Source organism: Paenibacillus sp. OK003, assembly GCF_900109515.1.
In the GTDB taxonomy this organism is placed as follows: Bacteria; Bacillota; Bacilli; order Paenibacillales; family Paenibacillaceae; genus Paenibacillus; species Paenibacillus marchantiae.
In genome coordinates this window covers 258969-278701 of sequence record NZ_FOBD01000005.1, presented here as the reverse complement: position 1 = coordinate 278701, position 19733 = coordinate 258969, and the positions used below count along the sequence as shown (strand labels likewise).

The 19733-nt window shown below is 48.9% G+C and carries 17 protein-coding genes; 4 read left to right on the top strand and 13 right to left on the bottom strand.

From position 1 onward, the window contains the following. Positions 1–139 precede the first annotated feature (139 nt). Positions 140–1006 carry an aldo/keto reductase gene (locus BMW94_RS09865; RefSeq protein ID WP_090997704.1) on the bottom strand — a complete coding sequence of 289 codons (867 nt, stop codon included), beginning with the start codon at positions 1004–1006 and terminating at the stop codon, positions 140–142. 35 nt (positions 1007–1041) lie between these two features. Then, positions 1042–1611, bottom strand: a complete 570-nt coding sequence (locus tag BMW94_RS09860) for an STM3941 family protein (protein WP_090997700.1) — start codon at positions 1609–1611, stop codon at positions 1042–1044. A gap of 343 nt (positions 1612–1954) precedes the next feature. Between BMW94_RS09860 and BMW94_RS09855 the strand changes: the two genes are divergently transcribed. Further along, positions 1955–3955: a S9 family peptidase gene (locus BMW94_RS09855; RefSeq protein ID WP_090997697.1), complete on the top strand. Its 2001-nt coding sequence runs from the start codon at positions 1955–1957 to the stop codon at positions 3953–3955. 245 nt (positions 3956–4200) lie between these two features. On the opposite strand, the gene BMW94_RS09850 is transcribed toward BMW94_RS09855, so the two are convergent. Further along, positions 4201–4890 (bottom strand): stalk domain-containing protein, encoded by a 690-nt coding sequence (locus BMW94_RS09850; protein WP_175480641.1) that lies wholly within the window; start codon positions 4888–4890, stop codon positions 4201–4203. Positions 4891–5221: 331 nt separating this feature from the next. Between BMW94_RS09850 and BMW94_RS09845 the strand changes: the two genes are divergently transcribed. Then, the gene (locus BMW94_RS09845) at positions 5222–6433 is read left to right on the top strand and encodes a MalY/PatB family protein (protein ID WP_090997691.1); all 1212 of its coding nucleotides are present in this window, start codon (positions 5222–5224) and stop codon (positions 6431–6433) included. Positions 6434–6653: 220 nt separating this feature from the next. On the opposite strand, the gene BMW94_RS09840 is transcribed toward BMW94_RS09845, so the two are convergent. The 10 genes from BMW94_RS09840 to BMW94_RS09795 form a co-directional block, all read right to left on the bottom strand. Beyond that, complete coding sequence (locus BMW94_RS09840; RefSeq protein WP_090997688.1) at positions 6654–7256, bottom strand: ABC transporter ATP-binding protein; 603 nt, start codon at positions 7254–7256, stop codon at positions 6654–6656. After that, a complete protein-coding gene (locus tag BMW94_RS09835; protein WP_090997685.1) occupies positions 7246–8202 on the bottom strand; it encodes an oligopeptide/dipeptide ABC transporter ATP-binding protein in 957 nt (318 codons plus the stop codon). The genes BMW94_RS09840 and BMW94_RS09835 overlap by 11 nt, the downstream gene beginning before the upstream one ends. Positions 8203–8204: 2 nt before the next feature. Beyond that, positions 8205–9188 (bottom strand): ABC transporter permease, encoded by a 984-nt coding sequence (locus tag BMW94_RS09830; protein WP_254790199.1) that lies wholly within the window; start codon positions 9186–9188, stop codon positions 8205–8207. Next, positions 9185–10180: an ABC transporter permease gene (locus BMW94_RS09825; protein ID WP_090997682.1), complete on the bottom strand. Its 996-nt coding sequence runs from the start codon at positions 10178–10180 to the stop codon at positions 9185–9187. Before BMW94_RS09825 ends, BMW94_RS09830 begins: the two co-directional genes overlap by 4 nt. Positions 10181–10221: 41 nt before the next feature. Then, positions 10222–11868 (bottom strand): ABC transporter substrate-binding protein, encoded by a 1647-nt coding sequence (locus tag BMW94_RS09820; protein WP_090997678.1) that lies wholly within the window; start codon positions 11866–11868, stop codon positions 10222–10224. Positions 11869–12176: 308 nt separating this feature from the next. Beyond that, positions 12177–12698, bottom strand: a complete 522-nt coding sequence (gene nikR, locus BMW94_RS09815; protein WP_254790198.1) for a nickel-responsive transcriptional regulator NikR — start codon at positions 12696–12698, stop codon at positions 12177–12179. Positions 12699–12806: 108 nt separating this feature from the next. Continuing rightward, a complete protein-coding gene (locus BMW94_RS09810; protein WP_090997675.1) occupies positions 12807–13841 on the bottom strand; it encodes a hypothetical protein in 1035 nt (344 codons plus the stop codon). Between the two features lie 318 nt (positions 13842–14159). After that, positions 14160–16181, bottom strand: a complete 2022-nt coding sequence (locus BMW94_RS09805; protein ID WP_090997673.1) for a hypothetical protein — start codon at positions 16179–16181, stop codon at positions 14160–14162. Then, positions 16156–17058: an ABC transporter ATP-binding protein gene (locus BMW94_RS09800; RefSeq protein ID WP_090997669.1), complete on the bottom strand. Its 903-nt coding sequence runs from the start codon at positions 17056–17058 to the stop codon at positions 16156–16158. The genes BMW94_RS09805 and BMW94_RS09800 overlap by 26 nt, the downstream gene beginning before the upstream one ends. Continuing rightward, positions 17051–17440, bottom strand: coding sequence for a GntR family transcriptional regulator (locus BMW94_RS09795; RefSeq protein ID WP_053783970.1), 390 nt, complete (start codon positions 17438–17440; stop codon positions 17051–17053). The genes BMW94_RS09800 and BMW94_RS09795 overlap by 8 nt, the downstream gene beginning before the upstream one ends. Before the next feature lie 477 nt (positions 17441–17917). Here BMW94_RS09795 and BMW94_RS09790 point away from each other — a divergent pair, with 477 nt between their 5' ends. After that, entirely contained in the window at positions 17918–18793 is an 876-nt protein-coding gene (locus tag BMW94_RS09790; protein WP_175480640.1) for a futalosine hydrolase, read from the top strand. Then, positions 18790–19632, top strand: coding sequence for a 1,4-dihydroxy-6-naphtoate synthase (locus BMW94_RS09785; protein ID WP_063568235.1), 843 nt, complete (start codon positions 18790–18792; stop codon positions 19630–19632). The genes BMW94_RS09790 and BMW94_RS09785 overlap by 4 nt, the downstream gene beginning before the upstream one ends. Positions 19633–19733 lie beyond the last annotated feature (101 nt).

Below are 19733 nucleotides of genomic sequence, written 5' to 3'. Positions count from 1 at the left end.
GTGATTTGTTGTTGTAAAGCCCATTTATTTAAAATGGCCCCAAATGCAAAAAAAGAACAGATCCTCAGATCTGCTCTTATTACTCTTGATTCTTCCAACTACGGTCATTGTATGATGTAATCGGCCTGACAAGAAGTCTCTATACGATATCCAAAGGCACTTTACCCTTAGGTGCAGGGAATGCCTCATTCAACCGAACAACTTCATCTTGGGTCAAAATAACGTCCATCGCCGCAGCATTTTCTGCAACATGATTCAGCTGTACAGCTTTCGGGATCGCCAGTATGTCTCCATCCCTGATAACCCAGGATAACGCAATTTGCGAAGGACTGACTCCTCGATCCTCGGCAATCTCACGGATGACTGAATGCTCCAACAATTCTTTACGAAGCCTGCCACCTTGGGCCAGCGGACAATAGGCCATAACAGGAATAAGGCGTTCCCTCAACCAGGGAAGAAGCTCGTATTCAATACCACGAGAAGCTGCATGATACAGCACCTGATTCACTGCACAATGCTGACCAGCTGGAATGTTCCAGAGCTCCTGCATGTCCTCTGTATCCAGATTCGAAACACCCCAGCGCAGAATTTTGCCTGATTGTTTCAGCTGTTCCAGAGCTTCAACCGTCTCCTCCAACGGCACACCTCCACGCCAGTGCAGCAGGTACAGATCCAAGCGATCTGTACCCAGACGCGAAAGGCTGCGCTCACAAGCGGTAATCATCTGCTTCCGATCCGCATGATGAGGATACACCTTGGATACCAGGAATACATCATCGCGACAGTCTTTTATCGCCTCACCAGTGACCTCTTCCGCCCCGCCTTCAGCATACATCTCAGCCGTATCTATTACTGTCATTCCACGTTCAATACCATAACGCAGTGCCTGAACTTCTTCTCTCCGACTGGATTGCTTCTCACCCATATACCATGTTCCCTGTCCGATTGCAGGCAGTGTTGTCCCATCGGGCAGCTGGATCGTACGCGTCTGATTTCCTTGTTGCATCTGTACTCCTCCAATCTGACAATATTCCTCATGATCTATTTATTATTAAATAGATCAAAGCTACTTCCTTCACTCGACCTTTCAATCGATTGCTTCCAACGCTCCACCATCATGATATACAACTGGTCCAGTGGTAATGTGAGGCTGTTCTGGGCAATGCTTACCGTAGCATCGACCATGCTGCTGTTTACCGTCATTAGTTTGCGCTTCATCCCATTCTGGCGATCCAGAAACGCTTTCTCGTCCCACAATTTAACCCCAATCATCTTCTGTCCCATGAATTCATACATAAAAATATTCTCAACATCTTTCCAGGCAATTAACCCTCCTGATGTGTAAGAAGATGCATCCACAAACCCATGATCATCAACAACAAAGGAAGGTTCCTTCTTAATCATCTTCACCAGGCTGTAGCAGAGACAAAGCCCGAAAAACAAAATAGAGAACAAACCTATAACCGAAGAAATGGCAGATCCCTTGGCTAAAGAATCATCTAACATCAAAAAAAATCCGGCTGCTACAAAAAGTGCCGCCCCCAATGTAAGCCATGCCATTCGTTTCCGGCTTGGGTATTCCACGTGCTGTTGATCATAGGATGTGGACAAAGTGATGCTCCTCCTTCATGGTGACTGAGACAAGAATGATCTATATAAACGGGGTGCAGCTCATTAAATCAGCTGCATTACCAAATATACTTAAATAGCAATGTTCATTAAACAGATTCAACTGACATTAAACATCATTTTCAGACAGCTTTTCGTCCATTTCATGACTATTCAACATTAGGATTCGTCATGCTTCCAATAATTCCTTTCGGGCATAGGCGATATTGTTAAGAAATAGGAGTACGTTCGTTCAGAATCGTGTTGTCCTGCCTCATGCTTTCCGTTAATATAAATGGAAAGGTTAGGAAATTAAAACAATCTGATCGTGGTGGGAGGACAAACAATGAATAGTCTGCGCGGCATAACATCGGAAGATCTTTTTCAGATTACATGGGTTAATGATCCAACTCCGTCTCCTCAGGGCGGACAACTGGTATATGTAAGTCGGAAAACAAACAAAGCACGAGACGGTTATTCTTCTCACCTGAGACTCCTTAACCTGGAGAACCAGAAGGACAGAGCTTTCACATCCGGAGATAAGGATCACGCTCCTGTTTGGTCGCCGGATGGTTCACAGCTTGCTTTTTTACGAGAACATGAAGGCAAAACACAAGTGTGGCTGATCGCCTCAGATGGTGGAGAAGCACAGCAAGTCAGCCATTTGAAGCATGGCGTCAGCTCCCTGCTTTGGTCACCGGATGGGCTCACTTTGCTTGTTAAATCATCTGTGGACATGAGCGAAAAAGACGAAGATGAAACGGAAGACATCGATAAAAAACGGCCGCAAGAACTTGTCGTGGATCGAATTCGAATGAAATCTGACAGCGGTGGACTGTGGAACGGTCGACGAACCCATCTCTTTCGTGTTCCAATCGAAGGGGGAGAGGCGATCCCTGTAACTACAGGTCATTATGACGTTGGGGACTATGCGTGGTCGCCGGATGGAGAGTCCATTGCCTGGATCGCTCAGTTTCCGGAAGAGGGCGAGCACCATAACGATTACTCCCTGACAAACCATGTATATCGTGCCAAGGCTGACGGATCTGACGTGCAGCAGTTGACTCCGGAAGGATACTCTTTCGGCCGGCTGACGTACGCACCTGATGGACAAACCCTTGCATTGCTTGCCAGCGACCGTTCCTATGGAAATGCTACGTTGGTCAAGCTCTATACCCTTCCGATCTCAGGCGGCCAACCCGTATGTCTAAGCAAGGATTGGGATGTACAGATCAATCATAGCCTCGTTGGTGATATGCGCTCACACTTAACTAATACGGGCCCGGTATTCAGTCGTGATGGTTCATCCATTCTCTGTCTTGCTACTATTGAAGGTAGCGTTCGGATTGCCCGATTCGCACGAGATGGCAGTCATGCCGAATACATCTTGCCGGACGAGAAAGAGTTCTATCAGTTTGCTGAGCTGGAAAACGGACAGATTGTGGCTGCCGTAGCAGACGTACTTCGTCCTGGTGATCTCTTTCTGTATACTCAATCTGATGAAGTTGGGGCCGAGCCTATACAATTGACCCATAGCAATCCTCAACTGGTTGAAGAAATCCAACTTAGCACACCCGAGACCTTCTGGTTCAATTCCTCTGATGGCCTGCGACTGCAAGGCTGGATGCTGAAACCGGCTGGCATGGTGGAAGGAGTCAAAGTCCCAACCATTCTTGAGATTCATGGCGGTCCACATATGATGTATGGCTTTACGTTTATGCATGAGTTTCAGCTCCTCGCAGCACAGGGCTATGCTGTTGTATATATTAATCCAAGAGGTGGGCTCGGATACGGACAGCAATTCGTGAATGCCTGCCGGGGTGACTATGGCGGCGGGGATTATCGTGATCTGATGGAAGCCATGGATTATGCGGTTTCCCGATATCCGTTTATCGACGAGTCCCGTCTGGGCGTCACTGGCGGCAGCTATGGTGGCTTCATGACCAACTGGATTGTTGGACATACCGACCGTTTCAAGGCAGCCGTCACTCAGCGTTCCATCTCTAACTGGCTCTCGTTCTACGGAGTCAGTGATATTGGATTCTTTTTCACGGAAGACCAGATTGGCGGTAATGCATGGGATGACACCGAGAAGTTATGGAAACATTCTCCGCTTGCATATGTGGGTAATGTCAGCACGCCGCTGCTGATTTTGCATGGTGAGCAGGATCTGCGTTGTCCGATTGAACAAGCTGAACAACTATATGTTGCCTTGAAGCGGCGCAGACAGACCACTCGGTTCGTTCGTTTCCCGGGAGCCAATCACGAGTTGTCCCGCGGAGGTCACCCGCACTTACGGGTACGTCGTCTGGAGCATATTGCTGGATGGTTCAATGAGCACTTGTAACGCTATCATAAGATCACATTTATGAAATAAAAGATAAATATTCTTCCTCTTGCTACCTATGTCTGCCTGAGCGGGAAGAATTTCTGGATTAGTAAAAACCACCAGTAGAAGCGGTCATATCATGACCTTCCCTGGTGGTTTTTTACTGTTTTGACGTTTGGAAATGGGACAATTACTGCGTTCTGCGTTACTATCCCATGTTTATTTTTATGAAAGCATGACTATGAGTACTTGATAGTGCTCCCTTACTCTTCGCCCCACACAACGGTTACTTCATTAACATCCTTGTACGTTGTAGAAGTGGAACCCGTAATGGATACGGCGAATTTGCCTTCTTCACGACCAACAATGCTGAATCCATCCGCCTGTACGTCTTGCGCGTATTGAGTCAGGTCTTTGTTCTGGTAATAATCTTTGTAAGATGTTCCTACCGCGAGCAGCGTCTCTTTTGTTGTATATATAAAGACGATTTTGTTCTTACCTTCTACACTAGACTCAATCAGGCTGATGGTCTTGGCATCCGTTGGTAAAGGGAAATCAACCGGTAAATACTTGGCTTTCACACTCTCAGCCTGTTTGTTTTTATCTGTTGATGTTGAAGTCGAACCGCTGTTGCTTGTGGAACTGGACCCACTGGAGGAGCTTGTGGACCCGATGCTTATTTTATTGGTTTTCGAATCATACGTGACTTCCGTGTTCAACGCATCTGCAATGGAACGAACTGGGAGATACGTACTGCCTTGATATGTAATAGGGACGAGCTTCTTGCCCTGATCACCTGTTGGTGTGAACTTCTGTCCGTTAACTTCAATGCCTAACCCATGGTTCAAATAAGCCTTAATGGTTTCCAATTGCGTTCCTGCATATACCCCTGCTGATCCTGTTAATACCATACTGAAGACACCAGCGGTTAACATCCACTTTTTATTTTTCATCCAAAGTCCCTCCTGATTGTCTCTATTACCGAAATTTATGTACGGTTGCTGCTTCGTTGTTAAACCAAAGCTTGGAATCATAATACCATCTGGCGAGAGCTTGTACATGATTTAATAGAAAAACAGGACCAGCGCCGCACAAAATTAGTCGTTTCATTCATTTTGCTTTACGCACGCTCGAATCATTGTTATTACATGAATAAAGTCCTGGATGCAGCCCCATACAAAATGGAATCCATCTGCTGGTTACAAGTTGCGAAATCATCAAATTTATAAGATAATAATCTGTCGATTGTAGTCGAAGGAACGGATTTCAAGGGGGATTTAAGCAATGAGCAAGAACAATAATCATACATTTGACGAGCCGATTAATCGACTCTGCACGGGATCAGAGAAATGGGATGCACTTGAGGAGATTTTTGGGGTCACAGATGCGCTCCCCATGTGGGTTGCTGATATGGATTTCGCCGCTCCACCATCGGTCATTCAAGCGTTGAAGACTCGAATGGAACATGGGATTTTTGGCTATACAGTGCGAACAGATGCGTATCACGCAGCACTATCGGGATGGATGGAGCGACGTCACAACTGGAGCATTAACGATGCATGGGTTGTATTCACCCCAGGTATTGTGCCTGCACTCAGCATTGCTGTACAACGGTTCACCGAACCGGGAGATGCAGTAGTAATTCAGACTCCGGTGTATGCACCCTTCTATGATGTGGTACGCGGTCAAGGCAGAGAACTGATGACCAATCCGTTGGTGGAGAACGATGGACATTATTACATGGATTTGGAGCATCTGGAATCCTGCCTGAAGACGGGTCGGGTCAAAATGTTAATTCTGTGCAGTCCTCACAACCCGGTTGGACGGGTATGGACTCGTGAAGAACTTCAAAGCCTTGCTGCACTCTGCGTGCAATATAACGTACTCATCGTTTCGGATGAGATTCATGCCGATCTGGTCCACGAACGCGGTGAGCATACTCCGCTGGCCCTTATTTCTGAAGCTGTCGCTGATCTCAGCATTATCTGTACTGCACCAAGCAAAACGTTCAACATTCCAGGTCTATGCACCTCCAATATCATCATTTCAAATGCCAAGCTGCGGGAATCATTCATGCAGGGCGTGAAAACGATGGGTCTTGCCAACATCAGCACGCTGGGAGCAGAAGCAGCCGAAGCGGCATACAACGGCGCTGAAGAATGGCTGGATAACTGTCTTGCTTATATCCGCGGAAATATGGAATACGTGCAGCAGTATGTCGCAGAGCATATGCCGCAAATCGGAATTCGGCTTCCAGATGCGACTTACCTGCTGTGGATGGATTTCCGGAAGCTGAATATTCCGCATGCGCAGCTGTGTACGATGCTGCTCAAGGAAGCAGGACTCGCCTTCAATGATGGAAGTATCTTCGGAGCAGAAGGCACAGGATTTATGCGCATGAATGTGGCCTGCCCACGTTCCACGGTAGAAGAAGCCATGCGCAGATTGTCTGTGCTGGTGGGCAGGCTGTCGGACAATAAGTTGAATTACGTTTAAAGTACATTGAAGACGTTAACGAATCGGGCATAAGGTGTCTACAATTCGTTCCAACAACGAAACTAAAATTTCGTCTAATAACCCGCGCTCGTTTCATTAAAGCGCTGATTTCGGTAAAATTGCAAAAGGGGCTGTCCCTGTAGTCAAATCCATGATTCATGTTCATGATGGACTACTCGGACACCCCTTTTATATCGGAAAACGGTTTATACCCCGTAAGTTATGAGGTTGGCATCTGCACAATCCGATCGCATAACCTGTCCAGTAACTCCCGATCATGGCTGATGATCAACAGTCCCAGGTTACGCTGACGCGCGATATTCATCACGGTATGCCAGATCTGCGCCTGTGTGATCGCATCCAGCATGGTGGTCATCTCATCAGCGATCACGTAACGAGTTGCTGTGCCGAGTGCACGTGCAACGCAGAATCGTTGCAATTCTCCGCCTGACAACTCACCGGGCCTTCGATCCAGCCAATTCGTCTGGATACCCAAGTCATTGAGCAGCTCCTGATCCTCGATCATGGCTTCCTTCAAGACACGGCGCATCCGCCAGCGTGGATTCACCGCTTTCTCCGGATGCTGGAATACCAGCTGAACCGGACAGGCTCCGGCTTTGGGGCGCGGCTTCCCATCCAGCAGCACTTGACCTGCGATCGGTTCCACATACCCTGCAAGGATACGTCCAAGACTTGTTTTGCCACAGCCACTGGGCCCCCACAAGCCAACGACTTCCCCCTGCTGTACTTCCATACTTATATTTTGAAATACCCAAGCTTCTTTACCATAACGATACCCTGCATCACTAACCTCAAGTGGCATGGATGCACCTCACTTCCCCGCCTCGGACCTTGCGCAGCTCAGGACGTTCGTTCGTGCAAGCCGTGGTCGCTCCGATGCAGCGTGGTGCAAATGAGCATCCTTCTACCCGCTGTCGACCTGCTACAGGCTGGGTTCCAGACAGAGGTTGAAAATCATTTTGTGGCAACGCGTTCCAGAGCGCTTTCGTGTATGGATGTCTTAATCTTTCGCCCTTTCCCGTAAAATCACAAGCCTGTGCCGTCTCCACATTGGAGCCTGCGTAAAATACGGATATGCGGTCTGCTGCCGTCAAGGCAGTCGTAATATCATGGGTAATCCAAAGAATGCCGACCCCTTCATTGGCCAGTTGACGAAAATGCTTCATCGTTTCAGCCAGCACTTCGGGATGGATGCCAGGTGTTGGCTCATCTGCAATAATGAGTTTCGGAGCACCAGAGGTGGCCGTTGCCATCAACACCCGACGTGCCATGCCACCTGACAGCTCAAACGGATATTTGCCCGACGTTCCCTGAGGCAATCCATAGCGTCCCGTCAGTTCCTGCTCTGCCTTTTGCATCGTGGATCGGTGCGTCGATCCTTGCTTGCGCCCTGTCTTTTGGCTTACGGGTTGAACCTGCCTGCCCACCTTCAACAGCGGGTCCAAATAACTGACCGATTGCGGAATGTACACCAGTTCATCTCCACGCAGATGAAGCTGCCGATCCATGGTCAAGGGTTCGCCTGCATAGCTAATCCGGCCTTCTATCGTCGCATTGGCAGGAAGAATGCCTATGATCGCCTGCGCCAGCACACTTTTGCCTGATCCACTTGCCCCTACGACGGCGACAATCTCCCCTTCATTGACAGACAGAGTCATATCCTGAATAACACGGTTCTCCTCGTGCCCAAACCATCCCCGAGCACGCCGGAACGAAACCGATACTTCATCCACTTCAAGAAGTGCCATGTCTACATCACCTCCCTTGAACTGCCGGTTCCCGTTAATGTCTTCAGACTACCGCCCAACACATCAAACGCACGAACAACCAACAACAATGCGAGCCCTGGGAAAAAAGCCAACCACCACATCCCTGCGGACAAATATCGCATCGACTCTGATAAAATAATTCCGATGGCTGGCTGCTGCGGCGACAGCCCCAGCCCCAGAAACGTAATCGCTGCCTCATGCAGAATGGCATGAGGGAAGATCAGCAGCACTCCCACGAACAGCTGCGGGATCAGATGGGGCAGCATGTGCTGCACCGCAATACACATTCGCGAATGGCCCAATCTGCGTGAGATATGAATATACTCGGCTGATCTCAGTTGAATCATCTCTGCCCTTACAATGCGGGCCAGATTCGGCCAATGGGTCAGGGCAATGGCTAACGCCACCCCAGGCAAACCTCCACCGAACACAAAAGCCAGCATCACCAGCGATACCAAGTGGGGAACACTCAGAAAGAGGTCAATGATCCATGAAATGACCCGGTCCGCAGCTCTCCCTGAAGCAGCAGCAAGACCCAGTAAAAGAGCGATAAGTCCGCCGCCACAAGCCGCGAGTAACCCCACCTGAATGCTCGTTGCCAATCCTTTCAATGTGCGCATAAACATATCTCTTCCCAGCCAATCTGTACCGAAAGGATGTGCCCAGGCCGGAGCCAGATTCCGATCCATCAAGGAGGTCAGCGTCGATTCTGCGGGAAGCAGTCTGCCTGTCAGCCACACGGTGGCAATCCAGATCACACCTAGGCCACCCCAGATCATCGCCCATTTGCGCGGATTACGAAAACGAGGAATACCGCCACCTGAATAACCTTTCCCACCATGAGTACGTGGATGTACTGGCCTCCAATTCCTCTTGTTCCCCGCCTCACTTTTGGGAGAGTTAACTTTCAGATGCTGTGCAGTCTGAGCCTCAGGCCGGGAGGGACGTTCTAATGTCTGTTTCATCCTATAGCCTCCTCCTTCATGCGCGGATCAATGATACGGTACAGAATATCGGCCAGCATATTGCCTGTAAACACAAATATCGCACTACACAGCACAAGTCCCAGCAGCAGCGGCACATCACCGCGTAATCCAGCCTGGACTGTTGCTTGCCCCAATCCGGGATAGGAAAACACTTGCTCCGCGAGCACAGCTCCACCGAACAATTCACTAAATGAAGCAAATTGCAGCGTCAAAGCTGGCAGTACCACATGTCTGAACCCATGACGACGAAACAGTTGAACACCTCGCTCACCTCGTGCCCTCGCAAAAAGAATATAATCGGAGTCCAGCACATCCACGAGCTTCTGCCGGGTATGTAAGGCAATCGCGGCTACGCCCGTCAGACTCAACGTCAGCGCAGGCAGAATCATGTGCATGGCCCGATCTCCCCATGTCACTTGATCTGCTGCCATGCCCGCAGGTACACCAAGTCCGATTGGCAGCCAGCCAAGCCATACACCGAATACCATGAGTAATAACAGCGCGATCCAGAATACAGGCGTGGAAGCCAGTGTGTAACAGTACCAACAGATCAGACGATCCAGCCGTGAATCCCTTTTCATGGCAGCAACGACGCCCAGACCGAATCCAATCAGACCGGATAACACCCATGCCACCGCCATAAGAGCAACAGAATTCATGAATCGTTCCTGGATGATGTCCGCAACCGGCTGCCTATAGATCATTGATGTTCCTAGATCGCCCTGAATCAGTGCCTGTCCCCAAGTAAACAGCCGTTCTACGGGTGAAGCATTGAGCCCCCAACGTTCTTCAATAAGACTGCGCTGCTCTGCGCTCACCCTGATCATATCTCCACCAATGTAAGCCTCCACCGGGTCCACTGGAGAGAACTGCATTAATATAAAAGACACCACGCTGACTCCTGCCAGCAAAGATAACAGCCGCAGCATTTTAAATCCGACAAATTTGGCCCATCCCATCCTGTCCTCCATCCAATCTCTCCCCAATTCAGGCTAAAGCTACCGTAGCGTTTCTATTTCGAATCTTCATCCCAGGACCATTCTTCCAGATTGGATGTCACAGGCCACCCATGACCATGTGGATGGATCTGCTGTTCACCGATTTTCAAACTATTCTTCACCAGATACAGATGATCAATGTTCACCAGCCATGCCCATGGCGCATCGCCCTGGTAACTGAATCCTGTCGATCCATCCCACTCCGCCTTCTGCCAGAAGGGCAGTGCCTCTTCTTCCGTTGTCGCTCGGAGAGCTTGATGCATCCAGTTGTCCACGGTTGGGTTGCTGTACAATCCAGTGTTGTAGTATCCTTCACCTTTATGGGTACTGCTGTAGAGATTGTAGGTTTCAAGCGGATCATGACTTCCCCAGCCAAATAATACGGCATTGGTATAGGCCAGCTTTTTCGTCTCTTCCCGGCTTTTCCCCTCCACATTGACCTGGATTCCCGCTTGGGCCACCATATCCGCAGCAGCCAGTGCCAACGACTGTCTCGTTAAATCCCCTGCAAAATAAAGCAGATTGAACTCGGCCTTTGTACCGTTCTTCTCGACAATTCCGTCACCATCTGTATCCGCCCAGCCGCCATCAGCCAAAATCTGCTTCGCTTCATCGGGATTCGCATCTGCAAATACAGAATCCGAATTGCTCCACGGCAGATCGTCGCTGACCGAGTAGGCCGGACGACCATGACCCTCCAGTACCCCCTCCACCAATGCAGTGCGATCAATCGCCACATTTACCGCCTTACGAATAGAAATGTCGGATGTAACATCATTGCCTGCCGGCAGGCCGTCACCAGACTTAGCGCCTGCGGGCTGCATCGGAAACATGATGCCCCGGTTATCAACTGTTTTCACTGTTTCCAGCTTCATGCCGCTTACCTGCTGCTTACTGAATGCCGCCGGGATTGCCGCAATATCGACTGTTCCGGCTTGCGCCGCTGCAAAGGCTGCATCCTCATCCAGATAGAGGAACGTCAGTTTATGGAATGTGGACTTTTTCCCGTAATATTGTTCGTTAGCCTCGACGATCGCCTGCTGACCCTTATCCCATTGCACCAGCTTGTATGGACCAGACCCAACCGGATGCTCGGCGTAATCAGGACCATAGGCGTGCTCAGGCACAATTCCGAGTGTAGTCAGCAGACTGATAAACGTGGACTGCGGCGACTTTAATGTAAAGACGACAGTTGTTGTATCCGGTGCTTCCACATCAGCCATATTGGTCAAATCGATGACTGAACCACTCTTGGCAGCCGTTTCAAACGTAAATCTGACATCTTCGGCCGTCAGTGGCTCACCATCCGAGAACTTTACATCATCCCGGAGTGTGACGGTCCAAGTCAGCCCATCTTCACTGACGGAATGCTCTGTCGCCAGATCATTGACCAGTTGAAGTTTGGCATCCCTTTTCAGCAAAGTGCTCTGAAAGAGCGGTGAACCGTACTGTCCCCAGCCCGTAGTGGGATCAAATCCGCCTTCCGGTTCCGTGCCAACAGCCAGCACTAATTCGTCTTTGGGAAGAGAAACCGCTGCCTGCTGAACGCTCTCTATTGTTGAGGATGTCCCCTGTGTACATCCCGACAGCCCAACTGTGCATATAAGTAAAATTCCTACTCCCGCTCTAACTGGTCGTTTCCCCCATGAAAATCCGCGCATTATGCTGTTCCCCCTTTAATTTTGACGATAAAATCTAATTCCGTGTTACTTTTTTTGAAAATTGTAGCACAAAACAGTTTCATTGTGTCAACAAACTTAACTTCAAAATCCATTTATTTTCATTTACAGGGAATTTAAATGAGATTAACAGGGGGTTCCGAAGATGATACAGTGTTTCGAGTTAGGTATTATAACAAAACAAAAAGAACAACAGATTATCGGTAATGGACCAATAATCTGTTGTTCTACATACGTGCTATGGACAAAGTCGGCTAAAGCCAATGAATCGGTTTTTGAAATTTTAAAAGTTAATCCGTTGAAGAATCAGGAGAATTGTGAGGATGGTGATGACTTTGTTGATTTTGGCTGTGATCATGATTGTGCGGACTGTGGTGGCTTGCCATTTTGTTGAGCTCATCCACATACGTTACGGACAGCTCTGCATACAGTACTCCTTTTTGAACCTGGATCTGCTGATGCAGATGACGCAATCGTCCTAGGTTGCCCCGCACTGCAATGACCTCCAAACACTGATCATGGTTCAGGTGCACATGCATATTGGAGATGATGTCATGGTGTGCCTCGTGCTGCAGCTCCATTAACCGAATAGGAAGATCACTGATATGGTGGTCATACACCATCACAATGGTTCCAGCTACATCCTGCTCGGAATGCAATGCAGAGGGCTCCAGCAATGTTTTACGGACCAAATCACGAAAAGCTTCCGAACGGTTCTTGTATCCCTGCTCTTCAATATAGCTGTCAAACTGTTCGATCAGAGGCGTGGGAAATGCCACACCGAACCGGGTCAAATCTTCTTTGTCTGCCATTCATATCCTCCTGCCGCCTCGTTTGCTTCGAGTGTACCACAGTCCTGTCTTCTCATCGACTATACTGTTGTTTCTTGGTACTGGCAAAAAGGATAATGTAGCTCGCTTTTATTTCGGTCTCTTGGTCAGTTCCTGACTGACTTTGGCGTAGGTAGCACTTACCTTCTGCTCAAGTGTATAGATATGTTGTTTGGAGCCAGCCCATTTCTCCGCTACTGCGGATAAGGAGTTCAACGAGCTTAATACGCGTGATGACTGGCCTAGTTTTGTACTCTGTTTGAACTGCTGCAACGCGTTTGAATATCGCTCTTTCGACAGGCTCGCCTGTTTTTTGCCCGTTTGAATCTGCTTCTTCACCGGATCAGCTCCTACCAGTAAAGTACGCAACCGTTTCACTTCTGTACTCTTTCGTTTGCGGGCTTCGGCAAGCTCCTTTTTCTTGAAACGAATGTCTTCTCGGGCAAGCTGAACAACAGGTTTCAACGTATCCGCTTGGGTGCGAATAGCCGCACTCCATTCCTTGTTTTTGATCGCTTTGGCGGCGTCGAGCTGCCTATTCACTGAACTGTACAAAGCAAACAAAGACTCATACCGGGCCTCGGTTTGTTTTACCTTTTCGGTTAAACCAGCGATCTTTGCATCATCGATTTGCCTTATACCCACACGTAATTGTTCCAGCTCCTTGCTATTAGCGGCATGAATGGTCTTTATCTTTTGTTCCCAAGTTTGTTCCTGAGTCGTCCAGTTGCCTACGTTCTCGTACGCTCGTTGCAGGGACAACTTGGTCTGCGAATCAGCCTTGCTCAGCACGGTTTCCCACGCCTTCTGGGCTGTTACGCCAAGCTCAAGTCCCGCTGCTTCAGCAGCGGAGGAATAATACATTACACTCATACTGAATATGATGATGAGTCCCAGGCTCATACGGGTCCATACGTTAGCGCAAAGGTTTGGGCGTGACCCGTATCGGTTGCTCAGGTTGCTCATGAAACTATGATTTTTCGTGCTCCTCCTCATATGGGATTGGTTCATGATCTGTTGCTTGTCTTCATCCCCCTCATTGATGCCTTGCTCCCTGATTGGTGTTGCACACGAACAATGACCCACCTGATGACTTGCATTTTCATCGAAAATTCCAGTTTGCATTCTCTTCTGCTCCCTTCCATGTGAATTGATAATTAGAACCTGCTGGATGTGTCTGTGCGGTGACTCGATTACGATCCTTACGCTCCCTAATGAACACACTGGCAAAAAGACAAAAAAAGCACCCGCAAGTCAGGCGTATTGCCTGCTCTTACGGGTGCTTCCCTCATAAGCCGTTCCATTATGGGATTCGCCGAAATGGTCATCATCTCGAATCGAACCACTACCTTTTTCTAATATATTCCATAGTTGTATTCTGGTCAAGTCAGATAGAGAAATCAGCATATTTACCGGGAGAACCCTTCCCGCTTGCAAATGATCTTACTGTTCAGCCAAGATAGCTTTCATTTCTTCTGTCAGGTCTTCTTCCTTCAGGATCATGTAGATGTTCTCCCCTTGGGTAACATTCAATTTGATCTGATAGATGGTATCTCTCTCTGTTTGATAACCGGACCGTTGACGCTTGAGCAGTTGGCTGATAATTTTTTTATTTTTGGTCGCAACCTGTTTATTGCCACTCAAGTTATCGTCAATATACTCTGATTGTGGATAAGCCGTCTTCGGATATCCTGGACTATCAATCTCCTGCTTCACAAATTGCGCCGAAGCGATTTCGTCTACCGGAACTTGAAGCTGCTCGTATAAGTTGTTATCTTTCAACCATGCCAGCACTCGCTTATAACTCGGTTTAATATCAAAATTCCACATCTCCTTCGGTTGATAAGGGTCAGAAGATGTTGAATTCTGGTTCATTTCCGCGTAAGCAAAAGACTGCCAAGGGGAGCGCTGTTCTTCGTAGGTCTGATCCAACATGTCCTGCTTCAATAATTCCTTGAATTCACGGACTTGTTCTGGATTGCTGATATATACTTTCCGATACGAGCTAATACTTGAGCGGATTCCGATACTTAATGCATCCTCTTCCAGTTTATACGTGTCATAGGCCACCGATTTGTATGCCTGAGTCTGTTTCAATACCATGAGTTCCTGTCGGAAATGGATTTCAGGAATTTGGTATCTTCGTTTCATTACCTTGCCGTTATCCAGCTTGTAGTTAATAGACACATACTCGTCATAATCATTTGGATTAACCGGATCTAGCAAAGGAAGATCGGAATCGATAATTTTATGATGCAGGGCAAGAACGGCTTCCAAAAAATCAGGATCATCCGAGTAGAATGGACTATCATCCAGCTTCAATGAGACACCGTTAGTATAAGAGTATCTCTCTCCACCAAGCTTGATACTGTTAACCTTGTTCAACTCAGGCACTCGTGCAGCATATCCATTCCAGCTAGCAACAGGGACGTACAAAATCAATCCGGCAACTATACCATATAAAGCAAACTTGGGCAGGAGCTTGCTGCTCCAGATCAGCCACGTCTTGCGGATAATCATCTCGGCAAATATATAACCGACAACCCCACCGAGGATATATCCGAAGATTCCCCACCCGGATGATCCTCTCGGAGCAATAATGGTGAAGTAGGCTCCGCCAATTAAAACCAGCGTAAACATTAAACCAAATCGGAATATGGGTTTAACAAGCTTAAACGTCACCGCTTGGGTAGCAGATTCCACCTTTCTCTTCGCATAGAATACGTAAGACAACGGGATGAACAACAGTGTCAATATCGAATAAATAATGAGTTCCCAACCGATCACAGGAGCTCCACTAATCGAACCCATGCGAAGGACTAAAGATATTTTTTCTGCACTTCGCCCAACACCATCGTACGGATATCCAAGCAGGTAATTTTGAAGATGCAAGGAAAAAATGAACCATACAACAACAGGCAACAACAGAATAGCGTACACTGTGAGTCCCTGCAACACGGACTGTCCAATGCACATGCCTACCACCACGGTCAGCATGAACATAAACAACGAGTAGATGCTCATACTGAGGCCCCACATCCAGATGGAGCTGCCTCCAAATATATAAGCAGGCTTATCCAGAACAGCCCATACCCAGCCTGTAACTGCTGTCGTTATCCAGATTGGAACCAGAGTCATCACGAACCCCGTCAACAAATTAACGGTTAACAGATGCTTTCGGCGCAGCGGCAAACTGTGGAACAGATCTGAAGGTGCACCGGATTGCACATACCGGAACAGAAAAATGCCCGCTGCTACCGGGAATGTAATGGCAAACAGAATTTGTACTTCCCCATTCGCTTGGAACAAACTCGTAATCTGCTGGGGTAAATCCCGGTACTCTGTACTGATATGGAGCGGTAGCGAAAACAACAACGTGATCAGGTACAAGATGCCGATCCATCCATGCTGCCTGAAATTTTGGAACAGGATGCCCCGGTTACAGAACAATCGGTTGAATATCATATCCTGCATCCTCCATTTCATAGATAAATATTTCTTCCAGCGTCAGCGGCAGCACATCCAGCAGATAGGGATCAAATGCACGGAATCGTTCCGTCACAGCCTCGCGATTGCCTTTCACAATAAACAGGGATACACTTCCACGCTGCTCTTCATGCAAAATATTCACCTGTTCGTCCATAGCCTTGGCATGATCAGGATGACGGAAAGCGACCTGAATTTTATGTGTATCAGCCTTCAGATCATCTAAATCTTTCTCTACGATAATCCGGCCTTTGTGCATGATGGCAACATGGTCGCATAGGTCTTCAATCTCGCGCAAATTGTGAGACGAGATCAGAATCGTCACCTGACGCTCCGCTGCTTCCTGGAACAGCAGGTTCTTGATCTGCTGCCGCATGACCGGATCAAGCCCATCAATCGGCTCATCCATGAGCAGCACTTCAGGCATACAGCTGAGCCCAAGCCAGACGGCTGCCTGACGGCGCATGCCTTTGGACATGCGATGCAGTTTACGTTTCACATCCAGTTTAAATACACTGCCGAGCTGTACAAAACGCTCCTCATTCCAGCGCGGATATACCGAACGGTAGAAGGCAGCCATCTGATGGATGGAGGATTGCGGGAAAAAGTATGGCGCATCCGCCATAAAAATGGTGCGTCCCTTGAGGTCCATATTTTCATAAATTTCTTGTCCCTCCATGCGAACCGTTCCGCTATCCTGACGATAGATGCCTGCCAGTATTTTGAGCAGCGACGTTTTGCCTGCCCCGTTGGAACCGAGTAAACCGTAGATCGATCCCTTATGTACTTGCATCGTGACGCCATCAACGGCTTTTTCCTGTTCAAATGCCTTAATGACCTGATTCAGCTCAATCATGCGGCTCCCCCTTCTCTATACGGGCCATCGCTTCCTCAAATAAAAGCGTCATATCGGCTTTGCTAAGACCGGAATATGAAGCTTCCGCAATCAGCTTCACCAGAGCGGCTCTGATTTCATCTCTCATAGCTGCATTCGGATGTTCCACGGACGATGATACGAAGCTCCCTTTTCCCTGCAATGAATAGATATAACCTTCACGTTCAAGTTCCCGGTACGCCTTCTGAATCGTATTCGGATTAACCGTGAGCTGCCCGGACAGTGTGCGAACGGAAGGCAGCTGCTCATCGGGTTGGAGAACACCGTACACGATCATTTCTTTGATTTTGTCTACTAGTTGCTCATAGATCGCCTTACGGCTGCGTACATCCAATTCGAACATCCCGCACCTCCTCTCTATAAAAGTTGTAATACCCTATTAATGAACGATGACTGTGTTTTGAAGTGTATGTATCCAACACTAAGGTGTATTAACTGTACTACTATTATTAATACAGTTAATACAGATTGTCAACCATTTACTTTGACTTCTCGTATGATTCGCGTTAGGTTTATATATATGATTAAAGTGACATATAGGCAGATAGAAATAGATTACTCTGTTATATAAAACGCGTAATTTCGGGGTTCAGTCTGGTTCGGGCGGGTTGCTACTGTTCGTTAAATCGCTTATCCCGCTAAATACGTTCAAAGCTTGTTCTGATCTTTCCCCTTCCGTTATGATGGAGAAGAACGTTGTGCTCGTTCACTGGTTCACATGCTCGCTTCGCTCGTTGTCAGTACAGTTGTCACTCCGTCTGGCCTATGCGTACATATTTTATAGATGGCTTTATAAAAACCTCATGAGGGAGAATTCGGGATGAATGAACAGAAACAGAATGATTCTATAGAACGTAATCGCCCAGAAACTACAAGCTTGTTAAGTAGCTTTGAAACAAACTCGACATCCACAGCATCGACAAAGCGTGTATTAATTGTAACCGCCGTTGATGCGGAAAAAGAGGCTGTACTGCGCGGTCTGGGTGACCAGGCCACGGAACGCTTTGATGTAATTGCTGCGGGCGTAGGCCCTGCCTCGGCCGCAGCAGGAACTGCTGCCGCGCTGGCCTTTGCCTCAGCAGCGGCTGGCGCAAAGGCGCTGGCGCAAGGCTCCGCTGCGCCAAGCCAAACTGATGCGGCACAGGCATCTGCCGCATCCTCAAGGCCGGGGCCCCTTGCCAGGACCGGACTGACCCCAGCGTACACGCTGGTGGTCAGTGCCGGCATCGGCGGCGGGTTCCCCGGCCGGGCGGACGTCGGCTCCCTCGTGGTGGCCGACGCCATGGTTGCCGCCGATCTGGGCTCGCAGACGCCAGACGGCTTCCTCAGCGTGGACGAGCTCGGTTTCGGCTCGTCCCGTGTGGCGGCGGACGCGGTGCTTGCCGCGCGCCTGCGCCATGAGCTGCAGCGGGCAGGGCTCGCTGTCAGCGGAGGCACGGCGGTCACCGTATCCACGGCGACCGGAACTGCCGAGACGGCCGCGGAGCTGCTGCGCCGCGTGCCGGATGCCGCCGCCGAAGGCATGGAAGGCTTCGGCGTGGCAACGGCAGCCCAGCAGTTCGGCGTGCCAGCACTCGAACTGCGGGCTATATCCAACGCGGTCGGTCCACGCGACCGCGACGCCTGGCGCATCAAGGATGCTCTGGGTGCGCTCCAGGCTGCAAGTTCCATTTTACGGGAGGTACTTATATCATGAAAATTGCATTTTCCCCTTGTCCTAACGATACATTTATCTTTCACGCATGGGTGCATGGACTGATTCCAGGTGCACCTGAGCTTGATGTCCGTTATGCGGATATCGATATTACCAACGGCCTTGCGGCAAATCCGGATGGACCAGATACACCTGAAGTTATGAAAATATCCTATGCAGCACTGCCTTATGTGCTGAATGATTATGCGCTCTTGCCTGCGGGCGGCGCACTTGGCAGAGGATGTGGTCCGCTGGTTCTGACCGCTAACGGTACAACCGATCCAGCCTATCTCTCGGGACGCCGAGTTGCCGTGCCGAGCGAACGTTCAACAGCCTACCTGCTATTCCGTCTCTGGGCAGCACAAAATGTTCCCGGCGGTGTAGGCGAGATTGTCGTTATGCCATTCGATCAGATTATGCCTGCAGTCCGGGATGGCAAGATCGATGCCGGCCTGGTTATCCATGAAGCACGCTTCACGTACCAGAATTATGATCTCAAACTGATGACAGATCTCGGTAACTGGTGGGAAAGCGACACAGGCCTGCCAATCCCGCTGGGTGCAATCATCGCCCGTCGCAACCTGGATGCTCACGCCCTTGCAGGTTGGGCACGTGCCTCGGTGGAATACGCATGGGCGCATCCGGATGAGTCCAAGGCATACGTCATGGAGCATGCACAAGAGATGGACCCTGATGTAACTGCACAGCATATCGGCCTGTACGTTAACGAGTTCAGCGCCAACCTGGGCGATGATGGTTACGGTGCAATTACAGCATTGCTTGGACGAGCGATGAAAGAAGGACTTGTTCCCGAGTTCGATCTGGATTTATTGCGGATTTGATTTGATTTGATTTGTCAGGCATCAATTCAGACCATCAATCAGGGTGTGCCCAATCTCGTTTTCCTATTTAGTGTTGGGCACGGTCTCATTGCTGTGCTATT